Origin of the sequence: Parashewanella hymeniacidonis, from assembly GCF_016900895.1 — a bacterium.
In the GTDB taxonomy this organism is placed as follows: domain Bacteria; phylum Pseudomonadota; class Gammaproteobacteria; order Enterobacterales; family Shewanellaceae; genus Parashewanella; species Parashewanella hymeniacidonis.
Genome location: NZ_JAFEUN010000034.1, coordinates 23,463 through 38,595 on the forward strand (window position 1 = coordinate 23,463; position 15,133 = coordinate 38,595).

The following is a 15,133-nucleotide window of genomic DNA, read 5'->3' on the forward strand; positions in this document are numbered from 1 at the left end:
AAACTAAACTTTTACTCGCCTTTTTATCAATATATTTAAGTTACTATTTCATTTCATTATCTGAAAGTGTTGACTATGTTTTTTTTAGTATGACGATGTTCCTAATATTATATTTGTCTATAATGCTCATTGTAGATAAAGAGATTGTTAATCCATTGTCGATACTTTTTCCTTTTGTTCTTGGTGTTTATTACTATCAATTTATGCTATCGGATAAACAACAAAAATTAGAGTTGAATACTGTTTATGTACTGATTTTATTTATTTGTTCTTATGTTGTTGGTGTTTTTTATATACTGCTAGATAAAAAAAGAATACTTCAAAAGAAGGTAGTAAGTCATCAGATCACGAGTGTGTTGATGATTGATGTTGTTTTGATTTTTGGATTGGTTATTTTTTTCGTTGAATGTTTTTTGACCGGCGGCTTCCCTTTTTTTATTGCCTTGCTTCACAAGGTTAACATCTATGAGGATATGTATTATTTGCCTATCCTCCACTATTTTGTGATGTTAATCTCCATATTCCCAGCGATATATTATAGCTTTTATAAGAGTGGTCGGATAAGTAAGTTAAAACTGGCAATGGTCTGTTTATTGTCAGTTTTTGTTCTGATCAATATTATGTCTCGTCAGATTTTTATCTTATCTATTGTGTTTATGTTTTTTACTTTCGCAAAGGTTAATAAAGTCAATACGAATAAATACATTTTCAAGGTGTCTGTTTTTTCTGCCTGTGCATTTATATTGCTTGGGTTTGTCAGGATCCAATCAATTAATAACTCAGTTTCTCAACTAGACTATCTTAAGGCTTATGCTGGGGTGCCGAGTGCAAGAGAAGTTAATACATTTGATGTTACTTATAACCTTTATACAAGCCAAAATTTAACAACATTAAACGATATGATCGATTCTATCGATCGGGTTGGGTTTGGTTATGGGAAATATTTAACCCAAAATTTTCTCAAGACGTTTAAATACGATCAAGCATTTAATATCGAATATCTCTCTGACTTCGACAGCTTCAACCGCTTGGGTACGATTGTAGCTGATCCATATTTAGATTTTGGTTTTACGGGTGTCATCATTTTTGGTTTTCTATATGGTTTTCTAAACAGCATTTGTTTCTTAAAAGCCAAACACTCAAACTCGATAAGATATAATTTTTTTTGGGCGATGCTTTGCTACATAATGGTGATGTCTGTTTTTACCAATTTTTATAATGTGTTATTTTCCTGGTTGGTTTTTTTGTTTATATATTTCATAACACTAAAGGTAAAAATAAATAGATGATACATGCAGTAATTGTTACCTATAATCCTGTTAAAGAAAATTTAATGACCTTAGTGGATGCGTTGGTCCGTAATCATGTTGTTCCCGTTATTGTTGATAACGCAAGTTCGTTGCCTGTTATTGCACCCTGTGAAATTATTCATTTAGATTCTAATTATGGTATAGCAAAAGCACAGAATGTTGGTATCGAATATGTCTTAGAAAAAAATGCAGAAGTGGTGATATTCTTTGATCAAGACTCATCGATCAATGATGATGAATTTATTGCTCAATTATATGAACCTATCACTAACAACATTACTAAGATTTCAGCCCCTGTTTTTATTGATAATGAACGTGGATTTACCTACCCCATAGTTGAAATAACAAAAAATGGTGGACGTATTAAACACTACCCTACAGAGACTACGGCTGCATTTAGAGTTAACAATGTCATATCTTCAGGAACAATGGTTGAAGCGAATGTATTAAAGCAAGTTGGAAATATGGCTGAGCCGTTATTTATTGACTATGTTGATACTGAATGGTGCCTAAGAGCATACAGTAAAGGGTTTGATGTATTGATCGTTCCCACAGCAAGAATGATCCACTCTATAGGTGATAAAACGTTAAAAATCGGACGGTATTATGTGCCGAAACACAGCTCTTTTAGGCGCTATTATAGGATTAGGAATGCCTTTTATTTACTCAGACTTTCTTATATTCCAAAGCGTATGGCAATCAGAGAAATTACATTTTCAATCATTCATCAATGGATCCTTATCTTGTTTTCGAAAGAGGAACGGTTGGATTATTTAAAAAGTCTTTGTCGTGGTTTAAAAGATGGTGTTTGGGGAAGATTTAAATGATGGTTACTGAGAAAATCGTTGTTTTGCTCGCTGCATATAATGGCGCCGAGTATCTCCATGAGCAAATAGACTCAATTTTGGCTCAAAATGATGTCAATGTGACTGTGTATATTTCACTGGATAAGAGCACTGATAATAGTCTCGCTATTTTAGAGCATTATGCCAAGGTAAATACTAATGTCATATTGCTTGAATATGGCAAGCATTTCGGCTCCGCAGGTCAGAACTTTTTTAATTTAATGAATACCGTTGATGTTTGTGATTTTGATTTTGTAGCTTTTGCTGATCAAGATGATATTTGGGAGCCATTAAAGCTGAGAGAAGCTATCACATTATTAACAAAAACTAATGCTGATGGCTATTCATCTAATGTGATGGCTTTTTGGGAAAATGGACGTGAAACATTGATTGAAAAGTCGTCAGCTCAAGTTGAGTTTGATTATCTATTTGAATCACCAGGTCCAGGATGCACCTTTGTTTTTACAAAAAAATTATTTAACAGTATACAGCAAACCGTAAAACATAATTATTATCAAATCAACAAATTGTGGTTACATGATTGGTTTTGTTACTCATTTTCAAGATTTAATGGGTTTGAATGGATTATAGATAGTAGACCGTTAATGAAGTATCGACAGCATTTGAGCAACCAAGTAGGTGCTAACTCTGGGATGAAGTCCTTCATTACACGAATTAAAGCCATGTTTGATGGCCGTGGATTGAATTATGTCCAACAGCAGGCTGATTTTCTTGGTCAACAGCAATGCCGCCCTATTGTATATTTAAGCCAAGGGAGAGTTGGGTACTTTAAGTTAGCTCTTATTAGTCATAAGTTAAGACGAAAATTTTCACATAAGCTTTTCTGCGCTATTTTCTTTTTTATTATGGTAATAAAAGGCTATAAATCGGTACAAAGAAACCAAGGGAACCAGAAATGAATGTAGTATTAACTGGGGCGACAGGTTTCATCGGTCAAAAACTTTTAAATATCAGTTGTGAAAATTTTGATGTGTTAGCGCTTACTCGTAAAGCACTACCTGAACGTAAACACAAAATATTTTCCGAGTTATTTGATGTAACGGTTTCTGATTTAAATAATGCTGAGGTCTTTATTCATTTAGCGGGTATTGCACATAGCCCATTATCCTGTGATGCTGATTATGAATTATATAATACCAAATTAACGCTATTTTTGGCTCAAACGGCTGTAAAAGCCAATATTAAACGTTTTGTTTTTGTTAGCTCAATTGGTGTTAATGGTACAAGCACACAAAAAAAAGCGTTTTCCTCAATTGAATCTGTGTCGCCCCATAATGCCTATTCTCAGTCCAAATATGATGCTGAAATAGGATTAAAAAAGATTGCACAGGAATCGGGTCTTGAGCTTGTGATTGTTCGACCTACTTTAGTTTATGGGCCGAATGCACCAGGCAATTTTGGCTTGCTAACCAAATTAGTTCAAAAGCTACCATTTCTTCCTTTTGGTTTGGCAGATAATAAATGCGACTTTATTGCTGTTCATAATTTAGCTGATTTTCTGCTGACCTGTGCCAAGCATCCAGATGCCGCAGGCCATACTTTCTTAGCATCAGATGGTGAAACGGTTTCTATTAAAGGGTTCACTAATCTGATAGCGAGAGGGTTAAATAAATCAATTGTTCAACTTCCGATCCCAACGTGTTTATTGCGGTTAGCTGCTCGTGTTATTGGGAAATCATCAATGGCAGAGCAGTTGCTAGGTAATTTACAAGTTGACTCTTCTAATGCTCTAGAAGTCTTAGGATGGGTTCCTCCTTACACAATGGAGCAAGCAATGGCTTCACTTTCTGAGAGTAAAAAATGATTCGTGTTTTAGATTTTTTGGCTGCGTTTTTTGGACTAGTTTTGCTTTGGCCTATTTTACTGTTCGTAACTATTATTGGTATGTTTGATACAGGCTCGCCGATTTTTATTCAAACTCGTGTAGGACGAAATAAAAAACCGTTTAAATTGATTAAGTTTCGCACAATGTCGGTTGAAACAAAATCGGTAGCTAGTCACTTAGCGAGTAAGGCTTCCATTACAAAGTTGGGCAACTTTTTACGCAAAACAAAACTAGATGAACTTCCACAACTGATTAATGTAGTAAAAGGTGAAATGAGTCTAGTTGGTCCAAGACCAAATTTATTTAATCAAGAGGAATTGATTAAAGAGCGTGAATCTAGAGAAATCTATAATTTTCGCCCTGGTATCACTGGGTTAGCTCAAGTCCAAAATATAGATATGTCAACGCCAGCTCTGCTTGCTAAAACAGATAAGCAGATGATTGATAATATGAATATCACTAATTATTTCAAGTACATTATGATGACTGTTACAGGTAGTGGCTCAGGTGATGCCGTTAAATAAGTAATATCCTAAGCTATTGTCACCTACATGCAGACCAATGTATTGTACACAATATCGAGGTAAAAGCTTTTCCATTTGGCCTCTGGTCGTTCTGTTCCAAAATATTTTACTGGCGGTGCGTAATCATATATCACTTAATGATGTGATGCGTGTTCGATTAAGAAAAGCCTGCTGACTGAGCGGATTTGATTATGATAAACTCTTCACTCTTGTCTATGCTGTAAAGCGTAAAGCAAAGTGATTTTTAAGAGCGCTAATATTATGAAATATATGGGGTTGGGCCGGAAATTGGAATTCTTGCAGTTTATTTTCTCTTTACCACGAGGTCAAAAACGACTCGTGAGTCTACTGGTAGATTCATTATTTTTATTTTTTGCTTTTTGGGCGTCGTTGTTAGTCCGGTTGGATGATGTTTCAGTTTTTGCCGATATTGGGCATTGGATTGTTCTCGCCTGTGTTTTACCAGCTAGTTTATTTGTGTTTGCAAAATTTGGTCTATACAGGGCTGTTCTCCGATATATGGGGTTGCAAGCTGTAATTGCTATTGCGTCGGGTGTGGTTATATCGACGATCATACTCGTGCTAGTGTCGTTTTATATCGAAGCGAATGTGCCGAGAACGTTCCCTTTCATTTATGCTGCTTTTGCGATGATTTTCATTGGTGGGTCACGCGCCATTGTTCGTTCGCTAGTTGGCAGAGGACTCAAGCGTGTCGGTGAGCCTGTAATAATTTATGGGGCTGGAGTGAGTGGACGCCAGCTATTAAGCTCTCTAGCCCAAAGTCATGAGTATCATCCGTTTGCATTTGTCGATGACGACAAAAGTTTGCATGGTACGTTAATTCAGGGAGTGCATGTTCATTCTCCATCTATTATACGTAAACTAATTAAACAAAAATCGGCAACAAAAGTGTTGTTGGCTATCCCTAGTGCAACTCGAGTGAGAAGGCAGGCAATTTTACAGACCTTGGTGCCTTTAGCTGTTCAGGTATTAACGATTCCGGCGATGGCTGATTTAGTTAATGGAAACAAACTATATAGCGATATCAAAGAAGTGGAAATCGACGACTTACTGGGGCGAGATGCTGTTCCGCCAAGGGATGATCTTCTTTCTGCAAATATTTCTAATAAAGTCGTTATGGTAACGGGGGCGGGTGGTTCAATTGGTTCTGAACTCTGTCGTCAAATTCTAAAGCAGGCACCTGCAAAGTTAGTGCTTTTTGAACTTTCTGAGTTTGCCTTATATGCTATTGAACGTGAGTTAAAAACGATTGCGTTAGAGTTGAATTTAGATGTCCCTATTTTTCCGTTGATGGGTTCTGTTCAACGAGAAAATCGTATTCAAGCAGTGATGGAATCCTTCGGTGTTGAAACGGTTTATCATGCTGCAGCATATAAACATGTACCACTTGTGGAGCATAATGTGGTTGAGGGCGTCAGAAATAATGTATTCGGCACGCTATACACCGCAAGAGCAGCTATTGCTGCAAAAGTAGAAACTTTTGTATTAATTTCTACAGATAAAGCTGTTAGACCTACGAATGTCATGGGGACAACAAAGCGAATGGCTGAATTAGTTCTTCAGGCTTTTGCACGAGAGAGCAATCAAACTCGTTTTTGTATGGTTCGTTTTGGCAATGTTTTGGGGTCATCAGGCTCTGTAGTTCCGTTATTTAGAAATCAAATTGCAAATGGTGGTCCGGTAACGGTTACTCATCCTGATATCACTCGTTTCTTTATGACGATCCCAGAAGCTGCACAGCTGGTTATTCAAGCTGGTGCAATGGGGAAAGGTGGTGATGTTTTCGTATTAGATATGGGTAAATCTGTAAAGATTATAGAGCTCGCCGCTAAAATGATCCGCTTAAGTGGTTTTGAAGTCAGAGATGAAGCAAATCCAGATGGTGACATTGCTATCGAATGCAGCGGGTTGCGCCCTGGTGAGAAATTGTATGAAGAGTTATTAATCGGTGATGATGTTATTGGTACTGAGCATGAACGTATTATGACTGCCAATGAGTCATTTTTAGAATGGAGCGAATATTCCGTTATTTTGGAAAAGCTAGATAAAGCTTGTCATGGGTTTCAACATGAGGTCATTCGTGACATATTGCTGACCACTCCAACTGGTTTTGCTCCAACAGACGGTATTTGTGATTTAGTTTGGCAGCAGAATTTGCCTAAAAACGAAACCGGTGCAGCAGAAGATAATGGAAAAGTTATTTCGCTAGTTTCGTAATCCCGAGACTGATTGAGAGGCCAACTCTTTGAGTTGGCTTTTTTATTATAATGCTTTTGTAAACTTGATTGAATATAATGACGTTTTGATTTTCAATTTATTGTGCTAAAGGTATTAAATGAACATAACAGTTGTTGGTACAGGTTATGTCGGGCTTTCAAATGCAGTGTTATTAGCCCAACACCATGATGTTAAGGCTTTAGATCTTATTGCTGATAAAATTGCAATGATTAATCAAAGAACGTCCCCAATTGTCGACAGCGATATTCAAAGGTACTTTGATAATTGTGAATTAAGACTCGAAGCGACGCTAGATAAAGTTAATGCACTTCAACATGCCGAATTCGTAATTATTGCAACTCCCACTGACTATGATCCAGAAACGAACTATTTTGACACTAGTTCAGTTGAGTCGGTTATTCAAGATGTGCTGTCAGTTAATGCAGATGCATTGATGATCATAAAATCGACTGTACCTGTAGGTTATACTGAAAAAATAAAAAATGAATTTAATACAGATAATATCATTTTTTCACCTGAATTCCTTCGTGAAGGAAAAGCTTTGCATGATAATTTGTATCCTTCTCGCATTATTGTCGGTGAACGCTCCGCACGCGCAGAGCAGTTAGCGAATTTGTTAGCTGAAGGTGCAATAAAAGAAAATATTGATGTTTTGTTTACTGACTCAACTGAAGCTGAAGCAATAAAACTATTTTCTAATACCTACTTAGCGATGCGAGTGGCTTACTTTAACGAGTTAGACTCTTATTCAGAAGCCCTTGGGTTGGATTCTAAGCAAATTATTGAAGGCGTTGGTTTAGATCCTTGTATCGGCAATCATTACAATAATCCTTCGTTTGGCTATGGTGGTTATTGTTTACCTAAAGATACCAAGCAACTCCGTGCTAATTATAAAGATGTCCCCAACAATCTAATTAATGCCATCGTTGATGCCAACACTACTCGTAAAGACTTTATTGCTGATTCCATTTTAAAGCGTAATCCACAACGTGTCGGCATTCATCGTTTGATCATGAAGTCAGGCTCCGATAACTTTAGAGCCTCTTCGATTCAAGGCGTCATGAAAAGGCTAAAAGCTAAGGGTGTTGAGGTTGTTGTATACGAGCCTGTATTGGAAGAAAAAGAGTTTTTTCATTCTCAAGTGATTAAAGATTTGAATGAATTTAAGTCCAGTTGTGATGTAATCGTGGCGAATCGAATGGTTGATGAAATTCGTGATGTAGCTGATAAAGTGTACACTCGTGATCTTTTTGGTAGTGATTAGTAGATTGTGCTAGAGGCTAGAAGGCACTGGATACCCGATAACTACATTCGGGTATGACGGAAAGTGCTATAAATCATTGGATGATCGACATACAATGCTGTGGTTATTTCATTTCTCGATAGCTTCATTCGGGGATGACTAAGTTTAAAGCTTAAAGGCACTGGATACCCAATTTCTCGGGTACGACGGCAAGAGCGTAAGTCGCTTGGTACCTGCTTTCGCAGGTATGATAAAATATATACTAAGCCAGCTCATGCTGGCTTTTGTTTTGGTGGGAATATGAAATATTTGGTTACTGGTGCTGCTGGTTTTATTGGTAGTGCAGTGGTTGAGCGTTTAACTGCTCAAGGTTTTGATGTGGTTGGTATTGATAATATCAACGATTATTATGATATTGCATTAAAAGAAGCAAGATTAGTGCGTATCGAACATCCTAATTTTAGGTTTGAAAAGTTAGATATTTCAGATCGTGAAGCGATAGCATCGCTATTTGAATCAGAGAAATTTGATAAAGTGATTCATTTAGCGGCTCAAGCGGGTGTTCGTTACTCTATCGAAAATCCTCATGCTTATGCTGATTCAAATCTCGTCGGTCATTTGAACATTCTTGAAGGTTGTCGACAAACTAAGGTTAAGCATTTGGTTTATGCTTCGTCGAGTTCTGTGTATGGCCTTAATGAAAAAGTACCTTTTGCTACTGAAGACTCTGTTGATCATCCTGTGTCTTTGTATGCAGCTACGAAAAAAGCTAATGAGTTGATGTCTCACAGCTACTCGCACCTTTACGATATTCCGACTACAGGGCTTCGTTTTTTTACTGTTTATGGTGCTTGGGGCCGCCCTGATATGGCGCCGTTTATTTTTACTAAAAAAATCATTAATGGTGACACCATAGATATTAATAACAATGGTGATATGTGGCGTGACTTCACCCATGTGAATGATATTGTTGAGGGTATTATACGTATCGCAGATGTAATACCAGGCCGCAACGATGCTTGGACTGTTGAAACAGGAACACCAGCCACTAGCTCTGCACCTTATGCCGTATTTAATATTGGCCACGGTTCACCAATTAACTTGATGGAGTTTGTTGAAACCATTGAGTCTGAATTAGGGATCGTAGCGAAGAAGAACTTTCGTGGTATGCAACCTGGTGATGTGTATCGCACCTTTGCAGATACTCAAGATTTATTTGAGGCAACAGGTTATAAACCTCAAGTTTCGATTAAAGAGGGTGTGGCAGAATTGGCTAAGTGGTATAAAGATTTTTATCGTGTTTAAACCTAATTCGAATGCTTGATAAAGCCTAAAGTCGCTGGATGATCGATTTCTTAAGTATGACGGAAAAGGGTAAGGTTAAAGGCGCTGAGAAGTCCACGCAGTGCATTCTCGCTGAAATCGAGCATCTTCAGGTATCATGGGTATATACTATTTTAAGAGTTGTTTGTTACGCAATAAAATATTCCGGTATGGTGGGGAGAACGTATTGTGTTTTATCTCCACTTTCTAAGACGTTACGAGTAAGTTGAACACAAATTTTATTGGTGGGAGTCACTATGGTTGATAAGTTTGAACGGTTCAAATTAAGATTGGTTAACTTTCAGACGTCATTTGACAATTTAAATGACGCTTGCCAACTACAAACATACTCTGCCTTAGAACTTGCAGGGTTGATAAAAACGTTTGAAATGACTTTTGAATTAACATGGAAAACGCTCAAAGATCTTTTAGAACATGAAGGCTATCTCGAAGCCAGCCCTAGAGCCGTTATTAGGACATCGCTTGAGGCCAACTTCATCTCCGCTGAGGAGTGTGAACGGTTGCTTGAAGCGTTAACTAATCGAAATGTGCTCACTCATACCTATGATAGTGCCTTAGCTGAAAAATCAATGCGCTTAGTCAAAAATGAGTACTATCCAGTACTTTCGAGTGTTCTACAAAAGTTAAGTGGCAGAGTTTGATGGCACATTTTGGTCTCACAAGTACTCAACTAAACGCCGTTCTCATGTTCTTAAATGAAAACCAGAACATTCGTAGTGCTTGGATTTTTGGCTCCAGAGCAACAGGGTATTATAGGAACAACTCAGACATTGACATTGCAATTTCAGGAGCTGAGTTAACCCAAAATGATATATCTAAGCTAAAAGAAAGCTTTGAGTTAAGTACGATCCCTTTTTCAGTGGATATTGTGATCAAAGAGCAAATCACAAATCAGCACTTATTAGAGCAAATAGAGCAACAAGGTATCGAGATTTTAAATAATTGAAAATTTTAATAACGGTTCGCTGAGTTAATGCTGCCTTCTTCATCGCCATAACCTTTTTATCCTTTCTTATCCTCGACGAAGTATCAGTATCTTTATAGTATTGCTTTGTGAATATGACTGATGTGCTGCAACGGTAAAGGTTAAAGTTAAAGTGACTGGATGCTCGACTATCGCTTTTTAGCATGACGGCAAGAGCTAAGATTAAAGTCACTGGATACCCGATTTCTCGGGTATGACGGCACAGGTTAATACTAAAATCGCTGGATGAACGACATACAATACTGTCATTATTACATTTCCTGATTTCTCGGGTATAGCTAAAAAGCGATTTCTTGATGGTGAGCTAGGATACTGTTTTGAAAATTTTTGGGTAATGATTCCCAGCTAAATGCTTGTACTATAATCGGGATGTTTGATTCTTGTAATTTTTCTCTAAAGCTTATTATGTCGTTGCTATCTCCTTCAGGAGTTATCACCACCAAATCCAGATCGCTTGCATCATAAGATGTACCTTTGATCCTGCTACCGTAAGCTAAGAGCGTTGAACCATATACTAAACTGGTTGAAGCAATTTGCTTAATTCTCTTTAAATCTTGTGGCCTGATATCAATCATAGTCTTGTTCGGATAAGTATTGTGCTAATTGTGTTGCATCTTCAATGAATGTGTCGAGTATCACCAATGTTTTTTCAGCAAAACCTGCACCATAGTCATGTGCCGTTTCATTTCGGTTGTCTCGATAAGTTAACCAACGTTCAGCTTCCTCTATGGAGATAATGCCAAATTGTGCTGCCTTACGAAATGTATCTTTAAATGTCAGTACTTTTGCTGCTTTTATTGAGTGCACAAAAGGAACCAAGGCCTGTTTTAATAATTTCCCAGATTGTTCAAGGATAATTTCAAACTCTTTAACACACGCGGCTCGAAAAATATCGTATTTAATATCATTTTCGTTGAGGTCAGAAAGTGAACGTTTCGCTTCTAAAAGTGTTGCAATGCATCTTGATAAGAAAGAAGTATCAATTGGCATAGTGAAACTCTAAATGAAAATATTTGAGTTAAGTATACTTTTACAGGTGAATGTTGTAAAACAAGCGAATATAATCCTTCATGATTATCCATTAGTATTAGCTAAATTTATAGTGAATTTACAAGCAGTCTGAATTTCATAGATTATGTCGTCATAGCAGCGTAAAAGGGTACTTAGTGATTTTTCTTAAATGACTTAAATTTTTGCTAACGATTTTATTGAATCAGGTGTTTTGTACTTTCTGTATTGCAGTTATAGCCTTTTAAAGGAATAGAGAATTAAATGAAAGCAGTAATCCCTGTTGCGGGTTTAGGAACCCGGATGTTGCCTGCAACAAAAGCCATTCCAAAGGAAATGTTACCTTTGGTTGATAAGCCATTGATTCAATATATTGTGAATGAATGCGTTTCTGCTGGCGTTAAACAAATCGTACTGGTTACACATGCCAGTAAAAATGCCATTGAAAATCACTTTGATAAGCAATATGAGTTGGAATCAACGCTAGAAAAGCGTGTCAAACGTCAGTTGTTAGAAGAAGTTCAAGCTATTTGCCCTAAAGACGTGACCATTATGCATGTACGTCAAGGTGAAGCGAAAGGCTTAGGTCATGCAGTGCTTTGTGCAAAACCTTGTATTGGTGATAACCCATTTATGGTTGTTCTGCCTGACGTTATTTTAGATGAATATACTGCTAATCAAAAAACAGAAAACCTTGCAGCGATGAAAGCTCGTTTTCTTAATGATCATGCCAGTCAAATTATGGTTGCACCTGTACCTAAGCAAGATGTAAATAAGTACGGCATTGCTGATTGTAATGGCGTTGAAGTGGCTGAGGGCGCATCAACTAAAATAAGCAGCATGGTCGAAAAGCCAGACGTGGAAGATGCACCGTCAAATTTAGCGGTTGTTGGGCGTTATGTGCTGTCGCAAAATATTTGGCCGTTACTTGAAAAAACGCCAATGGGTGCAGGTGATGAAATTCAGCTGACGGATGCGATTGATATGCTAATCGAGCAAGAGACCGTTGAAGCATTCCATATGTCTGGCAAGTCACATGACTGTGGTGACAAACTGGGTTACGCAAAAGCGTTTGTACAATATGGCTTAAACGATCCTAAGCTAGGGGCTGACTTTAAAGCTGCTTTAAAGCAAATGCTAAATGATTAAATTGATTTTAGTGAATGTTTGCTTTGCTTAGTGTATTTTGAACAATTTGTTAACGCATGTTTTGTGTACTTCGGTAATTTGTATGGTGCAGCTTTACTGCCTCAAAGGAAAAGAGATAATTTATGACTTACTTTGACTCTAAATATAAAAAATTATTTTTGTCCAACTGTACCGAAGCGATACGAACTGCTAATTGGTTAAATCGTAGTTTAGTCCGATTAGAAACGTCATTCCCTTTAAAGGTGAATGAAGTGAGTGTAGATGACGATGACTTGTTTGATAAGTTGGATGCATTTAGAGTTCGTTTTTCAGACCTACAAGATTGTTTAGGCCATAAATTGTTTCGGGGTTTATTGAAGCTTGAGCAAGAAAACCCTGTCAGTATGATTGATGTACTAAATCTTATCGAAAAACGTCGTATATTCAAATCGGCCAATGATTGGAAAAATCTCAGAGAAATACGAAATAGCTTTTCTCATGATTACCCAGAGTCAGAAAAACAACGTTTTGAGACACTTAATTTGGCTTGGGAGAGTACGCCAGTCTTGTTAGCAATCCTAAATGGATTGTTACAATATTCGCAGTCTATTGGCTTAGAGGTAGAGCAGTAAATGCGTTTAACTGAGAGCACTGTTGATGCAATTATTGAGTTGGCAAGAAAACATTTTCATGATGATGTCGATATATATTTGTTTGGTTCTCGTGTTGACGATAGTAAGCATGGTGGAGATATCGATCTTTACATCGCAAGCTCGTCAGTTTCAGAGCCTGTAAGATCAAAACTCGCATTTAAAGTGGCACTCTGCAATATTATCGGAGAACAGAAAGTTGATGTGGTTTTTCATGATAAAAATCTTATGCTAAAACCAATCCATGAAATTGCATTATCCGAAGGTATTAAATTGACTTGATGTTATTTTTCCTTTTGGGATGCATTTAACCTTATCTCAGATTATCAAAATACTTGAAACCAGCCTTGAGCTGTTTTTTTTATACCCTTATAGCTTGTTTTTAAATAATGTGTTTTAACCGTTTATATCCCATGAAAATTTTAGTTACTGGTGGTGCAGGTTTTATTGGTAGTGCCTTAATTCGTTATATTTTGAAAGATACGGCTCATTCAGTCATTAACCTTGATGCGTTGACCTACGCAGGTAATCTTGCATCAATTCCTAATGCGGATGCTTATAAAAACCGATATGTATTCGAGAAAGTGGATATCAGGGACTACGAAGGCGTAAATTCAGTATTTAAACGACATCAGCCAGATGTTGTAATGCATCTAGCGGCGGAGTCTCATGTAGATCGTTCAATTGAAGATGCATCTTTATTCATTGAAACCAATGTTGTTGGTACTTTTAATTTATTGCAAGTATCGAGAATCTACTTTCAGAGTTTGAGCGTTGAAAAGCAAAAAGCATTTCGTTTTCATCATGTATCTACCGATGAAGTGTATGGTGATTTGAGTGACTCGCAGGCGTTATTTACTGAAAAATCATCTTATTCCCCTAATAACCCTTATTCCGCCAGTAAAGCCAGTTCTGATCATTTAGTACGAGCTTGGGCTAATACTTACGGTTTGCCAGTTTTAGTGACAAATTGCTCGAATAATTTTGGTTGTTATCAGTTTCCTGAAAAGCTGATCCCCAATATGATATTGAGTGCCATTCAAGGAAGACCTCTTACTGTATATGGCGATGGAAGGCAGATTAGAGATTGGTTAGAGGTTAATGACCATGCAAGAGCTTTACTTGAGGTTGTACAATGCGGTCGTATTGGTGAGACCTATAATATCGGTGCAAATAACCAAAAAACAAATATCGAAGTAATTGAAACGATTTGTCAGGTATTAGAAGACCTTGCACCAGATAAGCCCCGAGGTATTAAACAATACCGAGACTTGATTCGTTTCGTAGAGGACAGACCTGGGCATGATGTACGATATGCCATTGATGCGTCTAAAATTCAAACCGAACTCGACTGGAAGCCTGAGCAATCTTTTGAAAGCAGTTTGAGAAAAACAGTTCAGTGGTACTTAGACAATAAGGCTTGGTGGCAGCCCATTTTAACGGGTGATTATCAGCTTCAGCGTTTAGGCCAAACTGAATGAAGGGCATTGTGTTAGCTGGAGGCACTGGGAGTCGTTTACACCCTATAACCTTGGGTATCTCTAAACAGCTGCTGCCCGTTTATAATAAGCCAATGATCTATTATCCCATTTCGACGCTTATGCTCGCAGGGATTCGTGATATTTTGATTATCACCACTGCAGATGAACAAGCCAACTTTCAGCGTTTATTAGGAGATGGCTCTCAGTTTGGGGTAAATTTTACTTATCTCATTCAGCCTAAGCCTGAAGGTATTGCACAAGCCTTTATGCTTGCCGAAGCGTTTATTAATGGTGAAAGTGTATCGTTAATTCTTGGTGATAATATCTTTTATGGGCAATCATTTTCTAGAATGTTAAAAGATGCAGCTAAAAGCGATAATGCGACCTTGTTTATTGAAAAATTAAAACCACGTCCTTTGGGCGTGGTAATCAGCGACAGGCTATGCCTGTAGCATCCACTCATGTTAAGACTTTTCTAGTTGTCCCCACAACAAAGAAAGGTCTATAACA

General features: G+C 37.4%; 16 protein-coding genes and 1 pseudogene. 15 read left to right on the forward strand and 2 right to left on the reverse strand.

What is annotated here, in order from left to right:
- The first annotated feature begins 122 nt into the window (after positions 1 to 122).
- The 10 genes from JQC92_RS08695 (at position 123) to JQC92_RS08740 (ending at position 10,317) form a co-directional block, all read left to right on the forward strand.
- Positions 123 to 1,289 carry an O-antigen polymerase gene (locus JQC92_RS08695; protein WP_204999279.1) on the forward strand — a complete coding sequence of 389 codons (1,167 nt, stop codon included), beginning with the start codon at positions 123 to 125 and terminating at the stop codon, positions 1,287 to 1,289.
- Complete coding sequence (locus JQC92_RS08700; protein WP_276315786.1) at positions 1,286 to 2,137, forward strand: glycosyltransferase family 2 protein; 852 nt, start codon at positions 1,286 to 1,288, stop codon at positions 2,135 to 2,137. The genes JQC92_RS08695 and JQC92_RS08700 overlap by 4 nt, the downstream gene beginning before the upstream one ends.
- Complete coding sequence (locus tag JQC92_RS08705) at positions 2,134 to 3,075, forward strand: glycosyltransferase (protein WP_204999281.1); 942 nt, start codon at positions 2,134 to 2,136, stop codon at positions 3,073 to 3,075. The genes JQC92_RS08700 and JQC92_RS08705 overlap by 4 nt, the downstream gene beginning before the upstream one ends.
- Entirely contained in the window at positions 3,072 to 3,980 is a 909-nt protein-coding gene (locus JQC92_RS08710) for an NAD-dependent epimerase/dehydratase family protein (RefSeq protein ID WP_204999282.1), read from the forward strand. The genes JQC92_RS08705 and JQC92_RS08710 overlap by 4 nt, the downstream gene beginning before the upstream one ends.
- Positions 3,977 to 4,525 carry a sugar transferase gene (locus JQC92_RS08715; protein ID WP_204999283.1) on the forward strand — a complete coding sequence of 183 codons (549 nt, stop codon included), beginning with the start codon at positions 3,977 to 3,979 and terminating at the stop codon, positions 4,523 to 4,525. The genes JQC92_RS08710 and JQC92_RS08715 overlap by 4 nt, the downstream gene beginning before the upstream one ends.
- Before the next feature lie 288 nt (positions 4,526 to 4,813).
- Complete coding sequence (locus tag JQC92_RS08720) at positions 4,814 to 6,763, forward strand: polysaccharide biosynthesis protein (RefSeq protein WP_276315787.1); 1,950 nt, start codon at positions 4,814 to 4,816, stop codon at positions 6,761 to 6,763.
- 118 nt (positions 6,764 to 6,881) lie between these two features.
- The gene (locus tag JQC92_RS08725; RefSeq protein ID WP_204999285.1) at positions 6,882 to 8,048 is read left to right on the forward strand and encodes a nucleotide sugar dehydrogenase; all 1,167 of its coding nucleotides are present in this window, start codon (positions 6,882 to 6,884) and stop codon (positions 8,046 to 8,048) included.
- Between the two features lie 279 nt (positions 8,049 to 8,327).
- Positions 8,328 to 9,332 (forward strand): NAD-dependent epimerase, encoded by a 1,005-nt coding sequence (locus tag JQC92_RS08730; RefSeq protein ID WP_204999286.1) that lies wholly within the window; start codon positions 8,328 to 8,330, stop codon positions 9,330 to 9,332.
- Between the two features lie 275 nt (positions 9,333 to 9,607).
- Entirely contained in the window at positions 9,608 to 10,012 is a 405-nt protein-coding gene (locus tag JQC92_RS08735; protein WP_204999287.1) for an HI0074 family nucleotidyltransferase substrate-binding subunit, read from the forward strand.
- Positions 10,012 to 10,317, forward strand: a complete 306-nt coding sequence (locus tag JQC92_RS08740) for a nucleotidyltransferase family protein (RefSeq protein WP_204999288.1) — start codon at positions 10,012 to 10,014, stop codon at positions 10,315 to 10,317. The genes JQC92_RS08735 and JQC92_RS08740 overlap by 1 nt, the downstream gene beginning before the upstream one ends.
- A gap of 317 nt (positions 10,318 to 10,634) precedes the next feature.
- Here JQC92_RS08740 and JQC92_RS08745 read toward each other — a convergent pair whose 3' ends face one another.
- On the reverse strand, positions 10,635 to 10,931 hold the full coding sequence (locus JQC92_RS08745; RefSeq protein ID WP_204999289.1) for a nucleotidyltransferase domain-containing protein: 297 nt from the start codon (positions 10,929 to 10,931) through the stop codon (positions 10,635 to 10,637).
- Positions 10,924 to 11,346: a nucleotidyltransferase substrate binding protein gene (locus tag JQC92_RS08750; protein ID WP_204999290.1), complete on the reverse strand. Its 423-nt coding sequence runs from the start codon at positions 11,344 to 11,346 to the stop codon at positions 10,924 to 10,926. The genes JQC92_RS08745 and JQC92_RS08750 overlap by 8 nt, the downstream gene beginning before the upstream one ends.
- Positions 11,347 to 11,628: 282 nt before the next feature.
- On the opposite strand from JQC92_RS08750, the gene galU reads away from it, so the two are divergent.
- The 5 genes and pseudogenes from galU to JQC92_RS08775 all read left to right on the forward strand — a co-directional run.
- Entirely contained in the window at positions 11,629 to 12,513 is an 885-nt protein-coding gene (gene galU / locus JQC92_RS08755) for a UTP--glucose-1-phosphate uridylyltransferase GalU (RefSeq protein ID WP_204999291.1), read from the forward strand.
- Between the two features lie 122 nt (positions 12,514 to 12,635).
- Entirely contained in the window at positions 12,636 to 13,124 is a 489-nt protein-coding gene (locus JQC92_RS08760; protein WP_204999292.1) for a hypothetical protein, read from the forward strand.
- A complete protein-coding gene (locus tag JQC92_RS08765; RefSeq protein WP_204999293.1) occupies positions 13,125 to 13,424 on the forward strand; it encodes a nucleotidyltransferase domain-containing protein in 300 nt (99 codons plus the stop codon).
- 131 nt (positions 13,425 to 13,555) lie between these two features.
- A complete protein-coding gene (rfbB, locus tag JQC92_RS08770; RefSeq protein ID WP_204999294.1) occupies positions 13,556 to 14,623 on the forward strand; it encodes a dTDP-glucose 4,6-dehydratase in 1,068 nt (355 codons plus the stop codon).
- Positions 14,620 to 15,060, forward strand: a pseudogene (locus JQC92_RS08775) (sugar nucleotidyltransferase); the annotation flags it as partial. The gene rfbB and the pseudogene JQC92_RS08775, both read left to right, overlap by 4 nt.
- Between the last annotated feature and the right edge of the window lie 73 nt (positions 15,061 to 15,133).